We start from the raw sequence: 16,620 nt of genomic DNA, 5'->3' as shown, positions 1-16,620 counted from the left end.
GGATTCTTTTTGCAATTTGGTTACACAGGCGAAACGAAAGACGATATCGAAAAAACGTTTTTTATGGTGCGCGAATGTTTGCCCGATGAAATTGGCGTTTCGGTTTCGTATCCATTGCCCGGAACAAAATTTTACGACAACGTACGCGAACAACTCGGCGAAAAACAAAATTGGTTCGATAGTCAAGATTTAGCGATGATGTATCACGGAACGTATTCGCCGGATTTTTATCGCGCGTTGCACAAACTCATTCACAAACGTTTTCGCGTATGGAAAGGAATGGAACTACTTTCTTCGCCAAAGAAATGGAACAAACATTCTCCCCGCGCGCTTGCTTCTGCTGTGTTTCATCGCGCAACGGTAAAAAGGTTTGAGAGAGAAATGAAAGTGTTAGAAAAAGTTTTTTAAAATTATGAGGCAATATTATGAAGCACTATTCAATATTCTTATTTATTTTATTATTCACAATTGCATTTCAAATTTCGTGTAAGAAAAATCCTGTTGAGCATCAACCACCACAGCCAGTTTATGAATATTTTCCCAATACAGTTGGAAGTTGGTGGAAGTATGCGAGGTATGATAGCACTGAAAATATACTTGATACAGTGACAATTTATATTACAAAGAATGTTCAATTACCAAATGGTCTAACTGGCAAAGTATGGAAAACTGATTACAGTTCCGATACAAATGATTACGGACAAAGTATCTGTTTTAGAAATGGAGATACAATATCAGAATACGGTTATTTTGATGATATAATTGATTCAACAATCGAAGATTATATTGTTATATTACCAATAGAAATCGGACAAAGATGGAAGACACCCGTCTTTGACTCATCCGTTGTTGTAGAGCAAGATTCTATCAACGTACTTGCGGGAGAGTTTTATTGCTTTCAAATCTACAGACGTTATTATTTAGATATAGAAGAGAATTACGACAGAAAATGGTTTTGCCCTAAAGTTGGTTTTATTAAACTATATCTAAATCCTCCAAATTTTGCCCCAAACGTTGAAAGCCATTTTTCTTATGAACTTCTTAGCTACCACATCGAACCAGTGAAATAAAAAGTTTCATTTTTAGAATAAAAAATTATTATGGAAACACTCACCGAATACAAATACATTACGAAAAAACTATGAACACACAACTCATTCAATCAAATCCAAATGTAATGATGGGAAAACCGGTCATTGCCGGAACTCGCATTACCGTTGAACTCATTTTAGAAAAACTTGCTGCCGGTGAAACAGTAGAACAAATTCTTAAAGCACATCCTCGTTTAACGGAAGAAGGAATACGTGCGGCAATGGCTTTTGCGGCAGAATCGTTGCGCGCAGATGTTATTTATCCAATTTCTGAAATTGATGCGTGAAATTTCTCATTGACGAGTGCGTTGACGAAGAAATAGTCGAGCGACTTCGTCAAGACAAACACCAAACAATATATGTTGCAGAAATTGAAATGGGGATTTCTGATGATATCGTTCTCTCTTTAAGCAATGAACCAGAGACACTCCTTTTGACTTCCGATAAAGATTTTGGTGAACTTGTTTATCGTCAAAAACAAATTTTCAACGGAGTAATTCTTATTCGCTTAACTGGTTTATCCGCAAAGAAAAAAGCAACAATAGTTTCGGATGCAATATTGAAGCACGAAAAAGAATTGACAAATGCTTTCACAGTTATTTCTTACAACTCTGTTCGTATTCGTACAAAATTGAATTAACCTCTGCATACTCCAAAAACTCCATTACTTCAACGTCACATTTGGATATTCTCCTCACACACGGCTATTTTCTTTTTAAAGACGAAGCGGAAAAACGGATAATGAAACCGTATCCCACGCTTGGTATTCTGTACATTTCATCGTATTTGAAATCGAAAGGGTTTTCTGTTTCTATTTTTGATACAACGTTTTCGAGCAAGAAAGATTTTTGCAATTTCATCGAACAGGAAAAGCCAAGCATCCTCGGAATATATTCCAACTTGATGACGAAGTTTAACGTGATTGAACAAATTCGATTTTGTAAGCAACACAACTGCAAAATTATTGTTGGTGGTCCCGATGTTGCAAAGTATGCAGAAAATTATCTGAACATCGGCGCAGACGTTGCTGTGATTGGCGAAGCAGAAGAAACAATGGCAGAACTTCTTCCCGCAATTTCAAAAAACGGCGTTCACAAACTCGAACAAATTTTAGGAATTGTTTTTCAGAACGAAGATGGAAACATTATTTACAACGAATTGCGTCCGCTCATCAAAGATTTGGATTCGCTTCCGCTTCCCGACAGAGATGCGATTGATATACAGCGTTATGTTGATACGTGGCGAACACATCACACAATGGGAAGCGCTTCGCTGATATGCGCGCGTGGTTGTCCTTATACATGCACGTGGTGTTCGCGTTCTGTATTTGGTGAAACGCATCGCCGACGTTCTGCAAAAAATGTTGTTGATGAAATAGAACTTCTCCGTGAACGATACAAACCGGATATGTTGTGGTTTGCGGACGATGTATTCACGATTAATCAAAAATGGTTCAACGAGTTTTATGCGGAAATGAAAAAGCGCAATATCATAATTCCGTTTGAATGTATTACACGCGCCGATAGATTGAATGCAGACATTATACAAAAAATGGCAGAACTCGGTTCGTTCAGAATTTGGTATGGGGCAGAAAGTGGTTCGCAAAAAATTCTCGATGCAATGCAACGCAGAGTTACAGTGGATGAAATTCAGCGCGTTACGAAACTCACAAAACAGCACGGCATCGAAGCGGGATTTTTTATTATGCTCGGTTATCCCGGCGAAGAAATTTCCGACATTGAAGAAACAGTTGATTTGTTGAAAGAAACTTTGCCCGATATTTTTCTCACAACGGTTGCATATCCGATAAAAGGAACGCCGTTATTTGACGAAGTAAAAAAACAAATTACAACGCACGCAGAGTGGGATAAACTTACCGATAGGACGTTGAAATTTTCCGGACGATTTTCCGATGCGTTTTATAAATATGCAAATCGCTATGTAGTAAATGAAGTTGCGAATTTTCGTTTGAAACAGAACGGAAACAGTAATTTGAAAAAACGTATTTCAACTTTCGGAAAAGCAAAAGTTTCGAGGATGATGATGGATTTGTTAGCAAAGAAAGTATAGTGAATGAAAAATTACAAAATTACAACTGATGAATTTTCTTTTGTGCTGCGCATTTCCAATATTCACGGCATTGGTGTTTTTGCAACTCATCCCATCAAGCAAGGGACGCATTTAAAATTATTTTGGGAACAAGGCAAGCGAAGAAAAAATGTTCCAAAAGCGTTTCAGCAATACACGATTGAGGATAAGAAATATTTTGCAGGACCGACAAATTTCGGAAGAATGTCCGTCGGTTGGTTTTTGAATCACGCGAAAACACCGAATGCTTTTCACAAAAATTATTCGTACTTCGCAGTAAGAGATATTAAAGCAGGCGAAGAAATTCTTATTGATTACGATACATTGTAATGAGCAATTCTCCATTTGATTCCTATGCGCAAAATTACGATGCGCATTTTGAAAATAATATCGTTAAGAACAGAATTCGTCCGGTTATTTACGAAACTGCTCTGCGTTATTTTCAACAAGGAAATACGATTCTCGAATTGAATTGCGGAACCGGAACAGATGCAATATTTTTTGCCCAAAATGGAATCAACGTTGTAGCGACAGATGTTTCAGAAGAAATGATTCGCGTTGCATCAGAAAAAGTTCAGCAAGAAAATCTTTCCGATAAAATTATTTTGAAACAATGCTATATAGAAAATATTTCAACAATAACGAATGAAAAATTCGAAGGGATATTTTCTAACTTCGGTGGAATAAATTGCGTAATGAATTTAGAAACTGTTGCAAAAGATATTTCCGAACTTCTGAAACCGAATGGAATTTTTATTGTGAATGCGATGAACAAATTTTGTTTGTGGGAAACGCTTTCTTTTCTCGCACGACTCAATTTTTCTTCCGCATTTCGCCGAATGAAACGGAATGGCATACGTGCAAACATTGAAGGAAGTTCCGTTCTCGTAAAATATTATTTCGCAGATGAGTTTACAAAAATATTTTCGCCGTATTTTAATTGCGTAGAAGTTTTCGGATTGAATTTCCTTTCACCTACACCTAATTCACAAAACTTTTACACTCGATTTCCGAAATTGAGCGAAATGCTTTTGAACATCGAAAACGAACGCAGATACACATATCCGCTCTATAATTTTTCCGACCACGTAGTTCTTGTTTTGAAAAAACGATGACAGTTTTTTTGATGCGTTTTATTGACAGATTTGTCGGCGTTCCGTTGTGTTTGTTATTCGCATATTGGAAAAAATTTTTCCCATCGCAACGAAGAGAACTTGCCAATGAAAAAATCAAAAACGTACTCGTAGTAAAATTTTTTGGAATGGGAAGCATTGTTCTTCTCACTCCGACATTACGAGAAATCAAAAAAAAATATCCTAATGCATCGCTCACGTTTCTCTCGTTCAAATCGAATCGAGAATTACTCAATCGCATTTCGAGTATTGATGCACTTCTAACTATCGACAACGAAACGCTCGATGATTTTATTCGGAATACATTTGCACTTCGAAAAATATTTCGTGAAAAAGAATTTGATGTAGTTTTTGATTTTGAATTCTTCTCGAAATTTTCTACTCTTCTATCCGCAATTACAAACGCCCCGCAACGGATTGCATTTGCGCTTCCAACACGATGGAGAAATTTATTGGTTACGAAACAAATTCCTCTCGACAAATCAAAACACGTTACGGAAATTTTTCTTTCACAAGTGGAAACGCAATTAGAAAACATTATTCTCGAACAGCCGAAGATATTTGAAAAAGATATTGTGATGTTCGAGTATAATAGTAAGACAACTTTTCAAGTTGTTTTGCAAAACAAACATTTCATCACAGTAAATGTCAATGCCGGAACAACATTTCTCGAACGCAGGTGGAAAAAGGAAAATTTTATTCAACTTGCAAAAGAGAGTTTCTCAGACAATTATACTTACTTTTTTATCGGCGATGAAAACGAATTTTCTTACGTAGAAGAAATAGTTCGAGCAATCAATAAAGAAAACGTAATCAACGTCGCAGGAAAACTAACGTTCGGAGAATTACTTGTTCTCTTACAAAAATCTTCACTCATTGTTTCCAACGATAGTGGACCGCTTCATCTTGCCGCAGCATTGGGAAAACGCACACTTTCTCTGTTCGGACCAGAATCGCCAGCATTTTACGGGCCAATCGGAAATAATCATAAAATTATTTACAAAAATATTTCTTGTTCGCCGTGTATGAATGTGTACGACGCAAAAACATTTCGCTGTCCGTTCGATGCACAGTGTATGAAAGAAATTTCTGTTGACGAAGTTAAAACCGAATACGAAAAAATGATACACTTCGTATGAAAAATATATTGCTTACTATTTCTCTTATTTTCTTTTCTGCATTTTTTATCTGGAAAGGAATTATTCCGGCATACGCTTCTCTTCAAACTGATTTTCCGAATTATTATACGTCATCACGGTTAGTTCTTGAAGGAAAAGAAATTGATAGAATGTATGATGACAAATGGTTTCAAGCACAAATGCACCAATATGGAATTACAGAAGAAGGAAAGTTTGCACCGTTTCCTCCACTCACAGCATTAGTTTTTCTTCCGATTGCACATTTTGAACCTCTCGTTGCAAAACAAATCTGGACAACGTTCAACTTGCTTTTATTATTCTTGAATGTAATTTTACTTTCGACAATTTTAAAAACAAATTGGAAATATTCTCTCCTTCTTTTTCTCATTTCCGGACTTGCGCTCATTAACAATGTTAAATTCGGACAATTATATTTATTGCTTACATACACAATTTTACTCGGATATTATTTTTATCGAGAAGATGAAAAAATTCTCAGTGGAATCTCATTCGGGTTAATGATCGGTATAAAATATTTTCCGTTCATTTTTGTCCTTTATCTTGCATTCCGAAAAGAATGGAAACTCGTTTTGACATCTCTTATTACAACAACCGTTTTATCTCTACTTGCATTTTTTATTCTCGGAATAGAAATGCACAAAGTATTTGTCGAAACATCTCTGTTCAATCATATCAACGGCATTTTGCAGAATCCGTTTTCCGCAACATTTCAGTCGTGGAATAGTTTATTCCGTAGATTATTTGTTTTCGATGAACAATGGAATCCCGATCCGATTTTTTCTTCAAATGTTTTATTTGAAATTCTACGATGGTTTATCATAGTCATCGTATCGTATATTCAATATCTCTATTTAAAAAAACTTTTTTCATCGTTGCTAAAAGAAAAATCTGAACCACTCGCATTTGCAATCATTGGAATCGTTGGAATGTATCTCGCGCCGGCAACAGCAACATATCATTTCCTCATCATCGTTTTGCCCATTGCATTGTTATTGAAAGAAGCAAGCGAATTTTCTCTGAGTTGGACAATATTCATCGGAATAATTTTCATTTCGATTGGCTATATTCCTTACAACTTTTTTCGCGAATATGATGGGCAAAGCTGGTTCACATTGTTTGCATATCCACGTTTGTGGCTTGAAACATTGTTGTTCATCGTTTCAGGATTATTTATCAAAGAACTCACGAAAAATACATCGTTGCAATTACAATGAGATTTTTTCTTTTCAGAATAATTTTTCTTTCCATACTTCTAGGAATTCAGTATTTCTTTTTCCGAAGAAGCGAAAAATATTTTCGGAATAAATCTGCGAGTAAAGTATTATTATGGAGTGGAAGAATTTTATTCATCGTAATGAACATTCCACTCTTTTTCATTTCGTTTTATCGCCCGCCTTCAACACAAATTTATCCGTTCATTTTATACGGTGTGTATTATCCCGTATTTCTTTGGCACGGAACACTGGTTATTCTTTTTCTTGTTTCAAGAATTTTAAAACTACTGGAACTTCCATTCCGTTTTTCATTTTGGTTTGGGAAGAAAATTCCATCGGTGAATAATAAAATAATTCACCTCGAATCGAAACCATCATATCAATCGTTCAATGTTTCGCGAAGAAAATTTTTGCAACAAGGAATGATTTCTCTCGCAGGAGTGTCGTTTGCAGGAACTGCATACGGCGCATTTGTCCGCGATGATTTTGAAATTACGTATCAAACAATTACAATAAAAAATCTACCACCGCAATTTCAGAACTTCACGATTTCGCTCATCAGTGATATTCATTCCAGCGTATTTATGCCGAAACGAGATATGCAAAAATATGTCACTGCAGTGAATGAATTGAAATCCGATATCACGTTTGTAACTGGCGATTTCGTCAATAGTCAAGTTGAAGAAGTGTATCCATTTGCTGAAGCTTTTGTAGATTTGAAAGCACCGTTTGGTGTGTACGGATGTTTGGGCAATCACGATTTCTTTTCTGATGTTGAAACCGTTGCAAAAGAAGTCGAACAATGCGGCATCAAACTTTTGCGTGATGAGACAATAGCGCTCGAAAAAAACGGAGAGAAAATATTTTTGCTCGGCGTTGATGATTTCGGAAATCGGCAAACGGCGAACGAACGATTTCCAAAACTTGTTGCGAAAACTGAAAACAACATTCCCCGAATTTTATTATGCCATCGCCCATATTTTTTTGAGCAAGCGAAAAATGCCAGCATTGATTTAACACTTTCTGGACACACGCACGGAGGACAAGTAGTGTTTGCAAAATTCGGACAAATGGCAATTACTCCTGCACTTGTTGCATCGCCGTACGTTGGAGGATTGTATAAAAACGACAACGCGCAAATGTATGTTTCGCGAGGTATTGGAACGGTTGCAATTCCGATTCGCATTAATTGTCCACCGGAGATAACGAAAATAACGTTAGTGAAAAAATAAATGTTTAACATCATTCAATTCAAAAATTATTTACAAGCGCGGAATTTTGTTAAGGAAATTTCCTTTTTCAAAACGCTTGATTCTACAAACACGTATGCAAAAAAAATTGCAGAAGAAGGAAAAGCGGAAGGAACAATTGTTCTTACGGATGAACAAACAAATGGACGAGGAAGATTTTCCCGAGTTTGGATTTCCGACAAGGAAAAAAATTTAACGTTTTCAATAATACTCCGACCTCGTTTTGCGCTTTCTCGTTCTTCCCTTCTTCCCTTTGCATTAGTCGTGGCGATTGTCAAGACACTGAATTTTCACTACCAATTGAAAACGGAATGTAAGTGGCCCAATGATATTTTATTGAACAAAAAAAAACTTTGCGGAATGTTGCTCGAAACCTCCATTCATAACGAACAAATTGATTATATCATTGTAGGTATTGGATTGAATGTGAATCAAAATAATTTTCCTGAAGAATTGAAGGAAACTGCGACTTCGTTATTTATTGAAACACAACACGAATGGAATCGGGAAGAATTGTTATTCAATATTCTTTTGGAATGTGAAAAAGAATATATTTCGTTGTGTGAAAACGAATCGAGTAAAATTCTTTCAGAATGGAAGTCATATTCAACAATGTTCGGAAAAGAAATTTCTATTCATCAAAACGGAAATGTTTTGCATGGAATTGCTGTTGACATTGCCTCGAACGGAGAATTACTTGTGAACGTTGAAAACAAATTGGTGAAATTTTCTTCTGGAGATGTTTCTATACGAATATAAACTTAAAACTTATCATGTTGAACAAAGTGAAACATCTATGAAGATTCTTCACGTCGTTCAAAATGATATAACAAAAATAAATTATGCTACTTGCAATTGATATCGGAAACACACACACTGTTCTTGGAATTTTTCAGAACAAAAAACTTATCGCTCATTGGCGAGTTTCATCTCCTGTGTTGCGAACAGAAGACGAAATATTTCTTCTTGTCAAAAATCTGTGCGAACATTCAAAAATCAACACGAAAAAAATTGATAGCGTTGGTATTGCATCGGTTGTTCCGAATTTAACGGATGTATATGAACGAATGGCAAAAAAATATTTTCACAAAGAACCGTTACTAATTTCCGCATCGTTACACTTTGGAATAAAAATTCATTACGATGACCCGAATGCTGTAGGAGCAGATAGATTGTGCAATGCACTCGCAGCCTTTACGAAATATAAAACTGCTTGCATTGTCATTGATTTTGGAACTGCAACAACGTACGACGTGATTGCAAAAAACGGAGATTATCTCGGCGGAGTAATTACAGCAGGATTAGAAACTATTGCAAGTGAACTTCATCGCCGCGCGGCAAAACTTCCAAAAGTGGAATTGCATTTTCCGGAAACAGCAATCGGAAGAAATACGGTTACGAGTATGCAAGCGGGAATAATGTTCGGCGCAGTGGATGCACTCGAAGGAATGATTCGAAGGTTGAAAATAGAAATCGGAAATGCAAAAGTAATTGCAACGGGAGGATTGGCTTCGATTGTTTCTTCACAAACGAACGTAATTGATGTAATTGAGCCTTGGCTTGTATTGGAGGGAATTCGTTTGATTGGAGAAAGAATTAAAAAGAACAAGCGATAAGTTTTATTATTTATCGTTCAACATAAATCCGAGTTTTCGTATAGTTTGTAACATACTTTCGGAAGTTCCTTTGTTGAGTTCTTTTCGTAAGTAACTAATGTACACATCAATGAGATTTGACTCCGGTTCAAACTTATATCCCCAAACATGCTCTGCAAGTTCGCCACGGGTTACGACACGATTCTTATTGCGAATAAGATATGTGAGCAAATCAAAAACTTTCGATGAAAATTTTAATTCTTTCCCTTCTTTTGTTACGCGATGTGTATCCAAATCCATGATGATGTCTTTAAATTCAAGTGTGTTTGTCGTCAATAATCCTCGACGGCGCAGTAACGTTTCAATGCGCGCCTGCAATTCAAGAAACGCAAACGGTTTTGCCAAGTAATCATCTGCGCCGGCGCGTAACGCTTCAACTTTATCTTCCACCATTGTTTTTCCCGACATTACGACAACCATAGATTTGCTTTTGTGTTTTCGAAACTCACGAAGCAATTGCATTCCGTCGCGTTTTCCCGGAAGCAACAAGTCGAGAATAATAATGTCGTAATCGTGACGCAAAGCAAGTTGCAACCCTTTATCAGCGTTCATTGCGGTCTCTACAGCGTAATGTGCATCTTCCAAACGTTTGATTAAACTTTGTACAAGTAATGCTTCATCTTCAATCAATAAGATTTCTGCAGAAACGGAACCGTTCGTACTTTGTTTGTGAAAGGCATTCGTTTTTTTCATTTAGTTATGAGAAAACTGCGGTTGTTCGGGTGAATACATTCGAATGTCGGGAATATCTTTCAAAATGCCGTGATAATATGCAAGCCGAAAAAACTCCCGGAGCGAATCTAATTCAGGTTCTTCAAGACGATACGAGAAAGAAGCAAGATATTGATGTCGTGCTGTTTCTTCTAATTGTTCATCTGTCCAAAAAGTATCGTCACGTGCTTTTGCGTTCTGTTGAACACTTTCATCAATCATTGCACCGAGTTGAGAAAGTATGTGAAATTCTTTTTCTGAAACAGCGCCTTCGAGGCAAGCGAGCAATCCGATAACAACGGGAAGTTCATACATATCATTCCACAACGAAATGACATCCAAAGAATCTTGATAATCGCTTTCCGAAACTACTCCCGTTCGAATAACTAACGCCGCATCTGCGACAGAAAGCATCGAAGCAGTATCTCCACTATGGAGAAGTATTTTCGGGCGCGACTCATAATGCTCGGCAAGAATAAGCAGCGCGAGAACTACTTCAAAAGAATAATTCGGGTCAGCGGCAAGAGTGCGGATTGTTTTTAAACCTTGATTGAAAGACAATAATACATTTCCAGTTCCTTTGCGCGAAGAAACTGCAATGTTCGGAATAAGTCGATACAGTGATGATTCCTTTGCATATTCAAGCGGAGAAATCAATGCAAGTTCCGAAGTTCGCTCTCGAAACTGTAACGCAAGTTTCGCCGGTAAATCCGTTACAAAACGATATTCAGGAAACTGTTCTGCAATAGCCAAACGAATCGGTTCAGCATACAACAACGATGGAATCGCAACGCCTTTTCCTCTGTGGTGCGATGCGCTATGCATTTAATTTTTGATGAATCTGTTTCGCTGCGAGCGTACGCATATAGTACAGTTTTGCTCGACGTGCACGACCTTGTTTTACCACTTCGATTTTGGCAATGCGTGGAGAATGAAGCGGAAAGTTTCGTTCGACGCCAACACCATGAGACATTTTCCTCACAACAAACGTTGAATTAATCGTATTGTTATGACGCTTCATTACAATTCCTTGAAACTGCTGAATGCGTTCCTTATCGCCTTCAATAACGCGTACGTGAACGTTCACGGTATCTCCCGGTTGAAACGCCGGAAGTTCTTTTTGTAGTTGCATTGCTTCAACAATGTTCATTTTATTCATCGGAGTTGCTCCAAAATTATTCTTTTAAAATTAATAGAAATAGTTAATTGATTAAATCGTTTCTTCGTTGTTTTGTTTTTTCAAGTCGCTTTTCATCACGCCACACGGCAATTTTTTGTGGATCGCCAGAAAGTAAAACCTCAGGAACTTTCATCGAGCGAAATTCCGCCGGTCGCGTGTATGAAGGTGCATCTAACATCATATTCTGAAAAGAATCATTCAATAGAGATTCTGCATTGCTTACAACACCGGGAATGAGTCGTACAGTTGCGTCAATAACTACTGCGGCAGCAAGTTCTCCACCGGTTAGTACGTAATCTCCGATCGAAATTTCTTTCGTAATCAGTTGCTCGCGCACTCGTTCATCCACTCCTTTATAATGTCCGCATAAAAAAATCAAGTTCTGTTTCAATGAGAATTCCGTTGCAAGCGACTGTTGAAAACGTTCTCCGTCAGCGGAAAGATAAATTATTTCGTCGTAGGTTCTTTCTCTTTTCAACGTTTCGATGCATTCAAAAATAGGTTCGGGTTTCAATACCATTCCCGCTTCTCCGCCAAATGGAACATCATCAATTTTCCGATGCTTATCGTACGCATAATCGTGTAAATCGTGAATAATTATTTTTACAAGGTTTTTCTGCTGCGCACGTTTTAAAATGCTTTCGTTGAACGGACCTTTCAACAAAGCAGGAACCCCACATAGAATATCGAATCGCATACATTTTCTTATTCATCAAATTGAATCAATCCTTCCGGCGGACGAAGAACAATTATTTTATTTTTCACATCCACGCTTTCGATAAATGCCCGAACTGCAGGAACTAATACTTCTTTGCCGCCTTGATGTACAACCCACACATCCTGCGCAGGCAACGTAATCACATCGCGAACTACTCCAACAGATACACTGCGAACAAAAACTTCACAGCCAAGTATATCGTCAATAAACCATTCATTTTGCTGAAGTGAAACTCGTTGTAACTCGTTGACAAAAATATATTTTCCAACGATTTTTTCTGCATCATTTCTCGTTGGAATATTTGAAAACGTTACAACTACATACGCACCACGAAGTTCGACTTCTCGAATTTCATATTGTTCTGCTGTTTGCGGAGTTTCACCAAGAAATACTTTTGTTAATAACGAAAATCGTTTAGGCAAAGAAGCATACGGATGTATTTTAACTGCGCCTTTTATTCCAACGCATCGAATTATTTTTCCAACAGCGATGAGTTGCTTATCAATCAATGGATCTGACGAGTTTAGCGTGGTTCAAACATTCTTTACCATTCGTCGAAACTTTCAGACATCGTTCGCAAAATCTCAGCAAAAAACTTCCTTACGACGCTGTTGAACTTTCCGTCGCTTGTGTTTTTTCCGATTTCTTTTTCGCTTTCCGTCGTGCTTTTTTCTCAGCTTCGCGAGATAGTTTTTCAACTTGCAGTTGTTGCCATTGTTCCATAATAGGAGAAATTTCTTCTTCGCTCTTGCCTTTTCGGATTAAACTCCATTTTAACCACAATCCTTTTCTTCGAAACAAACTACGAACTGTATCTGTCGGTTGTGCACCGTTCTTCAACCATTTGAACATTTTATCTTCTTTCACATCAACCGTCATCGGTTGCGTCAAAGGATTATACTGTCCTATAGATTCAATATATCTTCCGTCCCGTGGCGATTGTGAGTCGGCGGCAACGATTTTATAAATCGGGCTTTTCTTTCTGCCCATTCGCGCTAATCGTAATTTAACCACAATTAATTTCCTTGTAAGTAAAAATATGTTTGTAAAAAAAAATAAAAAAATATCAGTGGAATAAACCCATCTTGCGAAACGCAGCGGGAACTTTTCCTTTTGAAAGTGTTTTCATCATTTGTTGCATTTCTGAAAATTGTTTTAAAACTCTATTCACTTCCTGAATAGTCGTTCCGCTTCCTTTTGCAATTCGTTTTCTGCGATTCCCGTTTAATATATGCGGTTTCAAACGCTCTTCTCTCGTCATCGAACAAATGATTGCTTCAGCGTATTTCAATGCTCCGTCGTCAACGTTCATTGCCGCTGAAGAAATGCGGTTCATTCCCGGAAGCATTTTCAACACGTTTTGCAATGGTCCCATTTTCTTTATTTCTTGCAATTGTTCCAAAAAATCCTCAAACGTGAACGACGATTTCCGAATCTTTTCTTCTAACTTCTGAGCTTTTGTTTCGTCTACTTGTTCCTGAACTTTTTCAACAAGCGTAACAACATCACCCATTCCAAGAATTCTTGATGCCATTCGTTCAGGATAAAACTGTTCCAACGCATCAAGTTTTTCTCCGTTGCTTATAAACTTGATTGGCTTACTGACAATGCGCCGAATGGAAAGCGCTGCTCCTCCGCGTGTATCACCGTCCAATTTCGTAAGAACTATTCCGTCAAAAGCCAAACGTTCGTGAAACACTTTTGCTGTATTCACTGCATCTTGCCCTGTCATCGAATCTACAACAAACAATATCTCACTCGGCATTGTTCGTTGTTTAATAGTTTCGATTTCTTGCATCATTTCTTCATCAATATGCAAACGTCCCGCAGTATCAATAATAACAGTATCACGAGCAGTTTTCCTCGCGTATTCAATAGAGGATGTTGCAATATCAATCGCGCTAAGTTCGCGATGCGCAAATACCGGAATATCAATTTGTTTTCCGAGTGTCATCAATTGGTCAATGGCTGCCGGGCGATATACATCGGATGCAACAAGCAACGGAAATTTACCTTTTCTTTTAAGATACCGTGCAAGTTTTCCACTAAATGTTGTTTTTCCCGAACCTTGAAGTCCGGCAATGAGAATAACGGATGGAAGCGTTGAAGAAAACTTTATTTCTTCTTTTGTTTCTCCCATTAAACGAACTAACTCGTCGTAAAAAATTTTGACGATGAGTTGCCCTGGAGTGATGCTTAAAAGTACTTCTTGACCAAGCGCTTTTCGCTGCACTTCGTCAATAAATTCTTTGGTTACTTTAAAATTAACATCTGCGTCAAGAAGCACGCGCCGAATCTCTCGAAGTGATTCCGCAACGTTGCTTTCAGTAATTCGCCCTTCACCGCGAATTTTTTTGAAAACTGATTCAAGTTTTAGACTTAATTCTTCAAACATTTCTTAATGGATGCAAATGCATTCGATTCTCTCATCTCTTGTGTTTCTATAAGACAAAAAAACGCCCGCAAATGTATGCAGACGTTAAAAAAGCACGGGCAAATTTATAGAAATTTGCTACAACGACAAAATATTTTGGAGTTTTTTAATGATTTTCTCATAATAGAATAAACAAAAAAAATTTTAGCAATAGTAGTTCGTTATCTGTTTTCAAATGCAACGAAATGTTTTTTATTTTCTTCGTGCTATGGTGCATAGCGAATCATCTTTCCAAACAAAAATTGTTCCATACACATCCCTGCGATTGGCGCGGCAATCGCTCCACCTTTTCCACCGTTTTCTACTAATACACAAATTGCAATTGTTGGATTTTGATACGGAGCAAATCCGATAAACCACGCGTGGTCGTTTCCGTGTGGATTTTGCGCTGTGCCTGTTTTTCCCGCTACTTCTACACCTTGTATGCGAGCAGAGGATGCAGTTCCTCCGGGAGTCATTACAACGTGATACATTCCTTCGCGAACAATATCAAGAACTTCTTTCGAAAGTCTCGTATCTATTTTTGTTACCGTACGTGTTTGAATAGATTTGGAAATTCTATCGCGAATTGCAAAAACTGCGTGCGGTTGATACAATATTCCACCGTTTCCCAAAGCAGCGCAATAATTCGCCATTTGCAGCGGCGTTACTCCTAATTCTCCTTGTCCAATTCCCAAACTCACTAAATATCCTTGCGTCCACTTTCCTTTACCGTACGTTTTATCAAAATATTCTTCTGATGGAAGAAGTCCTGGGCTTTCTTCGTCAATATCAACTCCGGTTTTTTGACCAAATCCGAATCTCATTCCCATATTTGTCCACCGAGGCAATCCTGTTTTCAACATTAATGTATAGAAGAATACATTGCACGAACGTTGGATCGCTTGAACAACATTCGTTGAACCATGAACGTGCATATCATTGAATATATGATTCCCAAATCGAAATTTTCCAGTGCATTGCACTCGCCATTCTGCATTGATTATTCCTGCTTCAAGTGCAATACAAGCGAGCAGCATCTTAAATGTTGAACCCGGCGGATACTTTGTTAATGTTGCACGATTGAATAAAGGTGTTTCTTCGTTACTGTTCAAATATTTCCATTGCTCTTTTGAAATTGCGCCGCCAAACCAAGCTAAGTCGTAATCCGGTTTACTCACCATAGCAAGAATTCCTCCGTCTTGAGGATTCAATGCAACAATTGCACCGCGTTTATCCGCCATTAACGATTCAGCAAGTTGTTGTAATTCAAAATCCATAGTCAAGAGTAAATCCGTTCCATCTTTCGGACGAATATCGCTTGCACCGTCATTATATTTTCCTACTACTTGTCCGTGAGCATTGATGGCAATTAACTCAACTCCTGGTTGTCCGCGAAGAAACGGTTCGTACGCCGCTTCTAAACCGTTTGCTCCCAGTAAGTCTCCCTGCCGATACAGTGTACTTTGTTCTGCAAGCATTTTTTCTGAAATTTCTTTGACGTATCCAAGTATATGTGATGCTTTTGCTCGCGTAACATAAAACCGCTTCGTTTCAATTTGATAATCAATTCCGGGAAATTCATTGCGATGTTCTTCAAGGATAGAAAGTGTTTGAAAATCTATGTCGCGTTTTAAACGCGACGGTATGTACGGATTAAAACCTCGAGCTCGTTGTAGTTGTTTGCGAACAATTTCCGGCGTCATTTGTAATATTTTCGCAAGCGGCTCCATCACTGATTTATCAAATTCATTCGGAGTGATGGTAATGGTATAGGAAGGACGGTCATCTACAACAAGATGGTCGTGACGGTCGTACATAAATCCTCGTGTCGCTTCGCTTATCACTCTACGAATACTGTTTTCTTCCGATTGCTTTTCATATTCCGAACGATAGAGCCACTGCAACTGAATCAATCGGAAAAAAAATACCAGAAATACGCTCACGATTATAAACGTAAAGATTTTATTCTTTACCGATTGCTGAATTTCTTCTGGAAGTTTCATT

At 37.8% G+C, this 16,620-nt stretch carries 19 protein-coding genes; 11 read left to right on the top strand and 8 right to left on the bottom strand.

All coding sequences use genetic code 11. From position 1 onward, the window contains the following. Positions 1–425: 425 nt before the first annotated feature. The 11 genes from FJ218_04790 (at position 426) to FJ218_04740 (ending at position 9,552) form a co-directional block, all read left to right on the top strand. Complete coding sequence (locus FJ218_04790; protein ID MBM4166224.1) at positions 426–1,070, top strand: hypothetical protein; 645 nt, start codon at positions 426–428, stop codon at positions 1,068–1,070. 71 nt (positions 1,071–1,141) lie between these two features. Then, entirely contained in the window at positions 1,142–1,378 is a 237-nt protein-coding gene (locus FJ218_04785) for a DUF433 domain-containing protein (GenBank protein MBM4166223.1), read from the top strand. Further along, positions 1,375–1,731, top strand: coding sequence for a hypothetical protein (locus tag FJ218_04780; protein MBM4166222.1), 357 nt, complete (start codon positions 1,375–1,377; stop codon positions 1,729–1,731). The genes FJ218_04785 and FJ218_04780 overlap by 4 nt, the downstream gene beginning before the upstream one ends. Positions 1,732–1,772: 41 nt before the next feature. Next, positions 1,773–3,161 (top strand): B12-binding domain-containing radical SAM protein, encoded by a 1,389-nt coding sequence (locus tag FJ218_04775; protein MBM4166221.1) that lies wholly within the window; start codon positions 1,773–1,775, stop codon positions 3,159–3,161. Positions 3,162–3,164: 3 nt separating this feature from the next. Next, positions 3,165–3,509: an SET domain-containing protein gene (locus tag FJ218_04770; protein ID MBM4166220.1), complete on the top strand. Its 345-nt coding sequence runs from the start codon at positions 3,165–3,167 to the stop codon at positions 3,507–3,509. Beyond that, complete coding sequence (locus FJ218_04765; GenBank protein MBM4166219.1) at positions 3,509–4,294, top strand: class I SAM-dependent methyltransferase; 786 nt, start codon at positions 3,509–3,511, stop codon at positions 4,292–4,294. The genes FJ218_04770 and FJ218_04765 overlap by 1 nt, the downstream gene beginning before the upstream one ends. Next, positions 4,291–5,451, top strand: a complete 1,161-nt coding sequence (locus tag FJ218_04760) for a glycosyltransferase family 9 protein (protein MBM4166218.1) — start codon at positions 4,291–4,293, stop codon at positions 5,449–5,451. Before FJ218_04765 ends, FJ218_04760 begins: the two co-directional genes overlap by 4 nt. Further along, positions 5,448–6,686: a DUF2029 domain-containing protein gene (locus FJ218_04755; protein MBM4166217.1), complete on the top strand. Its 1,239-nt coding sequence runs from the start codon at positions 5,448–5,450 to the stop codon at positions 6,684–6,686. The genes FJ218_04760 and FJ218_04755 overlap by 4 nt, the downstream gene beginning before the upstream one ends. Further along, positions 6,683–7,918 carry a metallophosphoesterase gene (locus FJ218_04750; GenBank protein ID MBM4166216.1) on the top strand — a complete coding sequence of 412 codons (1,236 nt, stop codon included), beginning with the start codon at positions 6,683–6,685 and terminating at the stop codon, positions 7,916–7,918. Before FJ218_04755 ends, FJ218_04750 begins: the two co-directional genes overlap by 4 nt. Next, on the top strand, positions 7,919–8,695 hold the full coding sequence (locus FJ218_04745) for a biotin--[acetyl-CoA-carboxylase] ligase (protein MBM4166215.1): 777 nt from the start codon (positions 7,919–7,921) through the stop codon (positions 8,693–8,695). Between the two features lie 83 nt (positions 8,696–8,778). Continuing rightward, on the top strand, positions 8,779–9,552 hold the full coding sequence (locus FJ218_04740) for a type III pantothenate kinase (GenBank protein ID MBM4166214.1): 774 nt from the start codon (positions 8,779–8,781) through the stop codon (positions 9,550–9,552). A 6-nt stretch (positions 9,553–9,558) separates the two neighbouring features. On the opposite strand, the gene FJ218_04735 is transcribed toward FJ218_04740, so the two are convergent. The 8 genes from FJ218_04735 to mrdA all read right to left on the bottom strand — a co-directional run bounded on the left by FJ218_04735 (position 9,559) and on the right by mrdA (position 16,619). Next, positions 9,559–10,284 carry a response regulator transcription factor gene (locus FJ218_04735; protein MBM4166213.1) on the bottom strand — a complete coding sequence of 242 codons (726 nt, stop codon included), beginning with the start codon at positions 10,282–10,284 and terminating at the stop codon, positions 9,559–9,561. Beyond that, entirely contained in the window at positions 10,285–11,127 is an 843-nt protein-coding gene (locus FJ218_04730) for a hypothetical protein (GenBank protein MBM4166212.1), read from the bottom strand. It abuts the gene before it with no gap. Further along, positions 11,120–11,461, bottom strand: a complete 342-nt coding sequence (locus FJ218_04725) for a 50S ribosomal protein L19 (GenBank protein ID MBM4166211.1) — start codon at positions 11,459–11,461, stop codon at positions 11,120–11,122. The genes FJ218_04730 and FJ218_04725 overlap by 8 nt, the downstream gene beginning before the upstream one ends. A gap of 43 nt (positions 11,462–11,504) precedes the next feature. Beyond that, entirely contained in the window at positions 11,505–12,179 is a 675-nt protein-coding gene (trmD, locus tag FJ218_04720) for a tRNA (guanosine(37)-N1)-methyltransferase TrmD (protein MBM4166210.1), read from the bottom strand. 8 nt (positions 12,180–12,187) lie between these two features. Beyond that, positions 12,188–12,709, bottom strand: a complete 522-nt coding sequence (rimM, locus tag FJ218_04715; GenBank protein ID MBM4166209.1) for a 16S rRNA processing protein RimM — start codon at positions 12,707–12,709, stop codon at positions 12,188–12,190. A 91-nt stretch (positions 12,710–12,800) separates the two neighbouring features. Beyond that, positions 12,801–13,217 (bottom strand): 30S ribosomal protein S16, encoded by a 417-nt coding sequence (gene rpsP / locus FJ218_04710; GenBank protein MBM4166208.1) that lies wholly within the window; start codon positions 13,215–13,217, stop codon positions 12,801–12,803. Positions 13,218–13,266: 49 nt separating this feature from the next. Next, positions 13,267–14,595, bottom strand: coding sequence for a signal recognition particle protein (locus FJ218_04705; GenBank protein MBM4166207.1), 1,329 nt, complete (start codon positions 14,593–14,595; stop codon positions 13,267–13,269). 245 nt (positions 14,596–14,840) lie between these two features. Then, complete coding sequence (mrdA, locus tag FJ218_04700) at positions 14,841–16,619, bottom strand: penicillin-binding protein 2 (protein ID MBM4166206.1); 1,779 nt, start codon at positions 16,617–16,619, stop codon at positions 14,841–14,843. Position 16,620: the final 1 nt, after the last annotated feature.

It is taken from the genome of Ignavibacteria bacterium (genome assembly GCA_016873775.1).
Lineage (GTDB): Bacteria > Bacteroidota > Ignavibacteria > UBA10030 > F1-140-MAGs086 > JAGXRH01.
The sequence above is the reverse complement of the archived record's forward strand: the minus strand, read 5'-3'. Positions and strand labels throughout refer to the sequence as shown.

Excerpts from the sequence above, each read along its gene's own strand:
- FJ218_04790 (MBM4166224.1), top strand. The coding sequence starts at position 426 with ATGAAGCACTATTCAATATTCTTATTTATTTTATTATTCACAATTGCA.
- FJ218_04785 (MBM4166223.1), top strand. The coding sequence starts at position 1,142 with ATGAACACACAACTCATTCAATCAAATCCAAATGTAATGATGGGAAAA.
- FJ218_04770 (MBM4166220.1), top strand. The coding sequence starts at position 3,165 with ATGAAAAATTACAAAATTACAACTGATGAATTTTCTTTTGTGCTGCGC.
- FJ218_04765 (MBM4166219.1), top strand. The coding sequence starts at position 3,509 with ATGAGCAATTCTCCATTTGATTCCTATGCGCAAAATTACGATGCGCAT.
- FJ218_04760 (MBM4166218.1), top strand. The coding sequence starts at position 4,291 with ATGACAGTTTTTTTGATGCGTTTTATTGACAGATTTGTCGGCGTTCCG.
- FJ218_04755 (MBM4166217.1), top strand. The coding sequence starts at position 5,448 with ATGAAAAATATATTGCTTACTATTTCTCTTATTTTCTTTTCTGCATTT.
- FJ218_04750 (MBM4166216.1), top strand. The coding sequence starts at position 6,683 with ATGAGATTTTTTCTTTTCAGAATAATTTTTCTTTCCATACTTCTAGGA.
- FJ218_04745 (MBM4166215.1), top strand. The coding sequence starts at position 7,919 with ATGTTTAACATCATTCAATTCAAAAATTATTTACAAGCGCGGAATTTT.
- FJ218_04740 (MBM4166214.1), top strand. The coding sequence starts at position 8,779 with ATGCTACTTGCAATTGATATCGGAAACACACACACTGTTCTTGGAATT.
- FJ218_04735 (MBM4166213.1), bottom strand. The coding sequence starts at position 10,284 with ATGAAAAAAACGAATGCCTTTCACAAACAAAGTACGAACGGTTCCGTT.
- FJ218_04730 (MBM4166212.1), bottom strand. The coding sequence starts at position 11,127 with ATGCATAGCGCATCGCACCACAGAGGAAAAGGCGTTGCGATTCCATCG.
- FJ218_04725 (MBM4166211.1), bottom strand. The coding sequence starts at position 11,461 with ATGAATAAAATGAACATTGTTGAAGCAATGCAACTACAAAAAGAACTT.
- trmD (MBM4166210.1), bottom strand. The coding sequence starts at position 12,179 with ATGCGATTCGATATTCTATGTGGGGTTCCTGCTTTGTTGAAAGGTCCG.
- FJ218_04705 (MBM4166207.1), bottom strand. The coding sequence starts at position 14,595 with ATGTTTGAAGAATTAAGTCTAAAACTTGAATCAGTTTTCAAAAAAATT.
- mrdA (MBM4166206.1), bottom strand. The coding sequence starts at position 16,619 with ATGAAACTTCCAGAAGAAATTCAGCAATCGGTAAAGAATAAAATCTTT.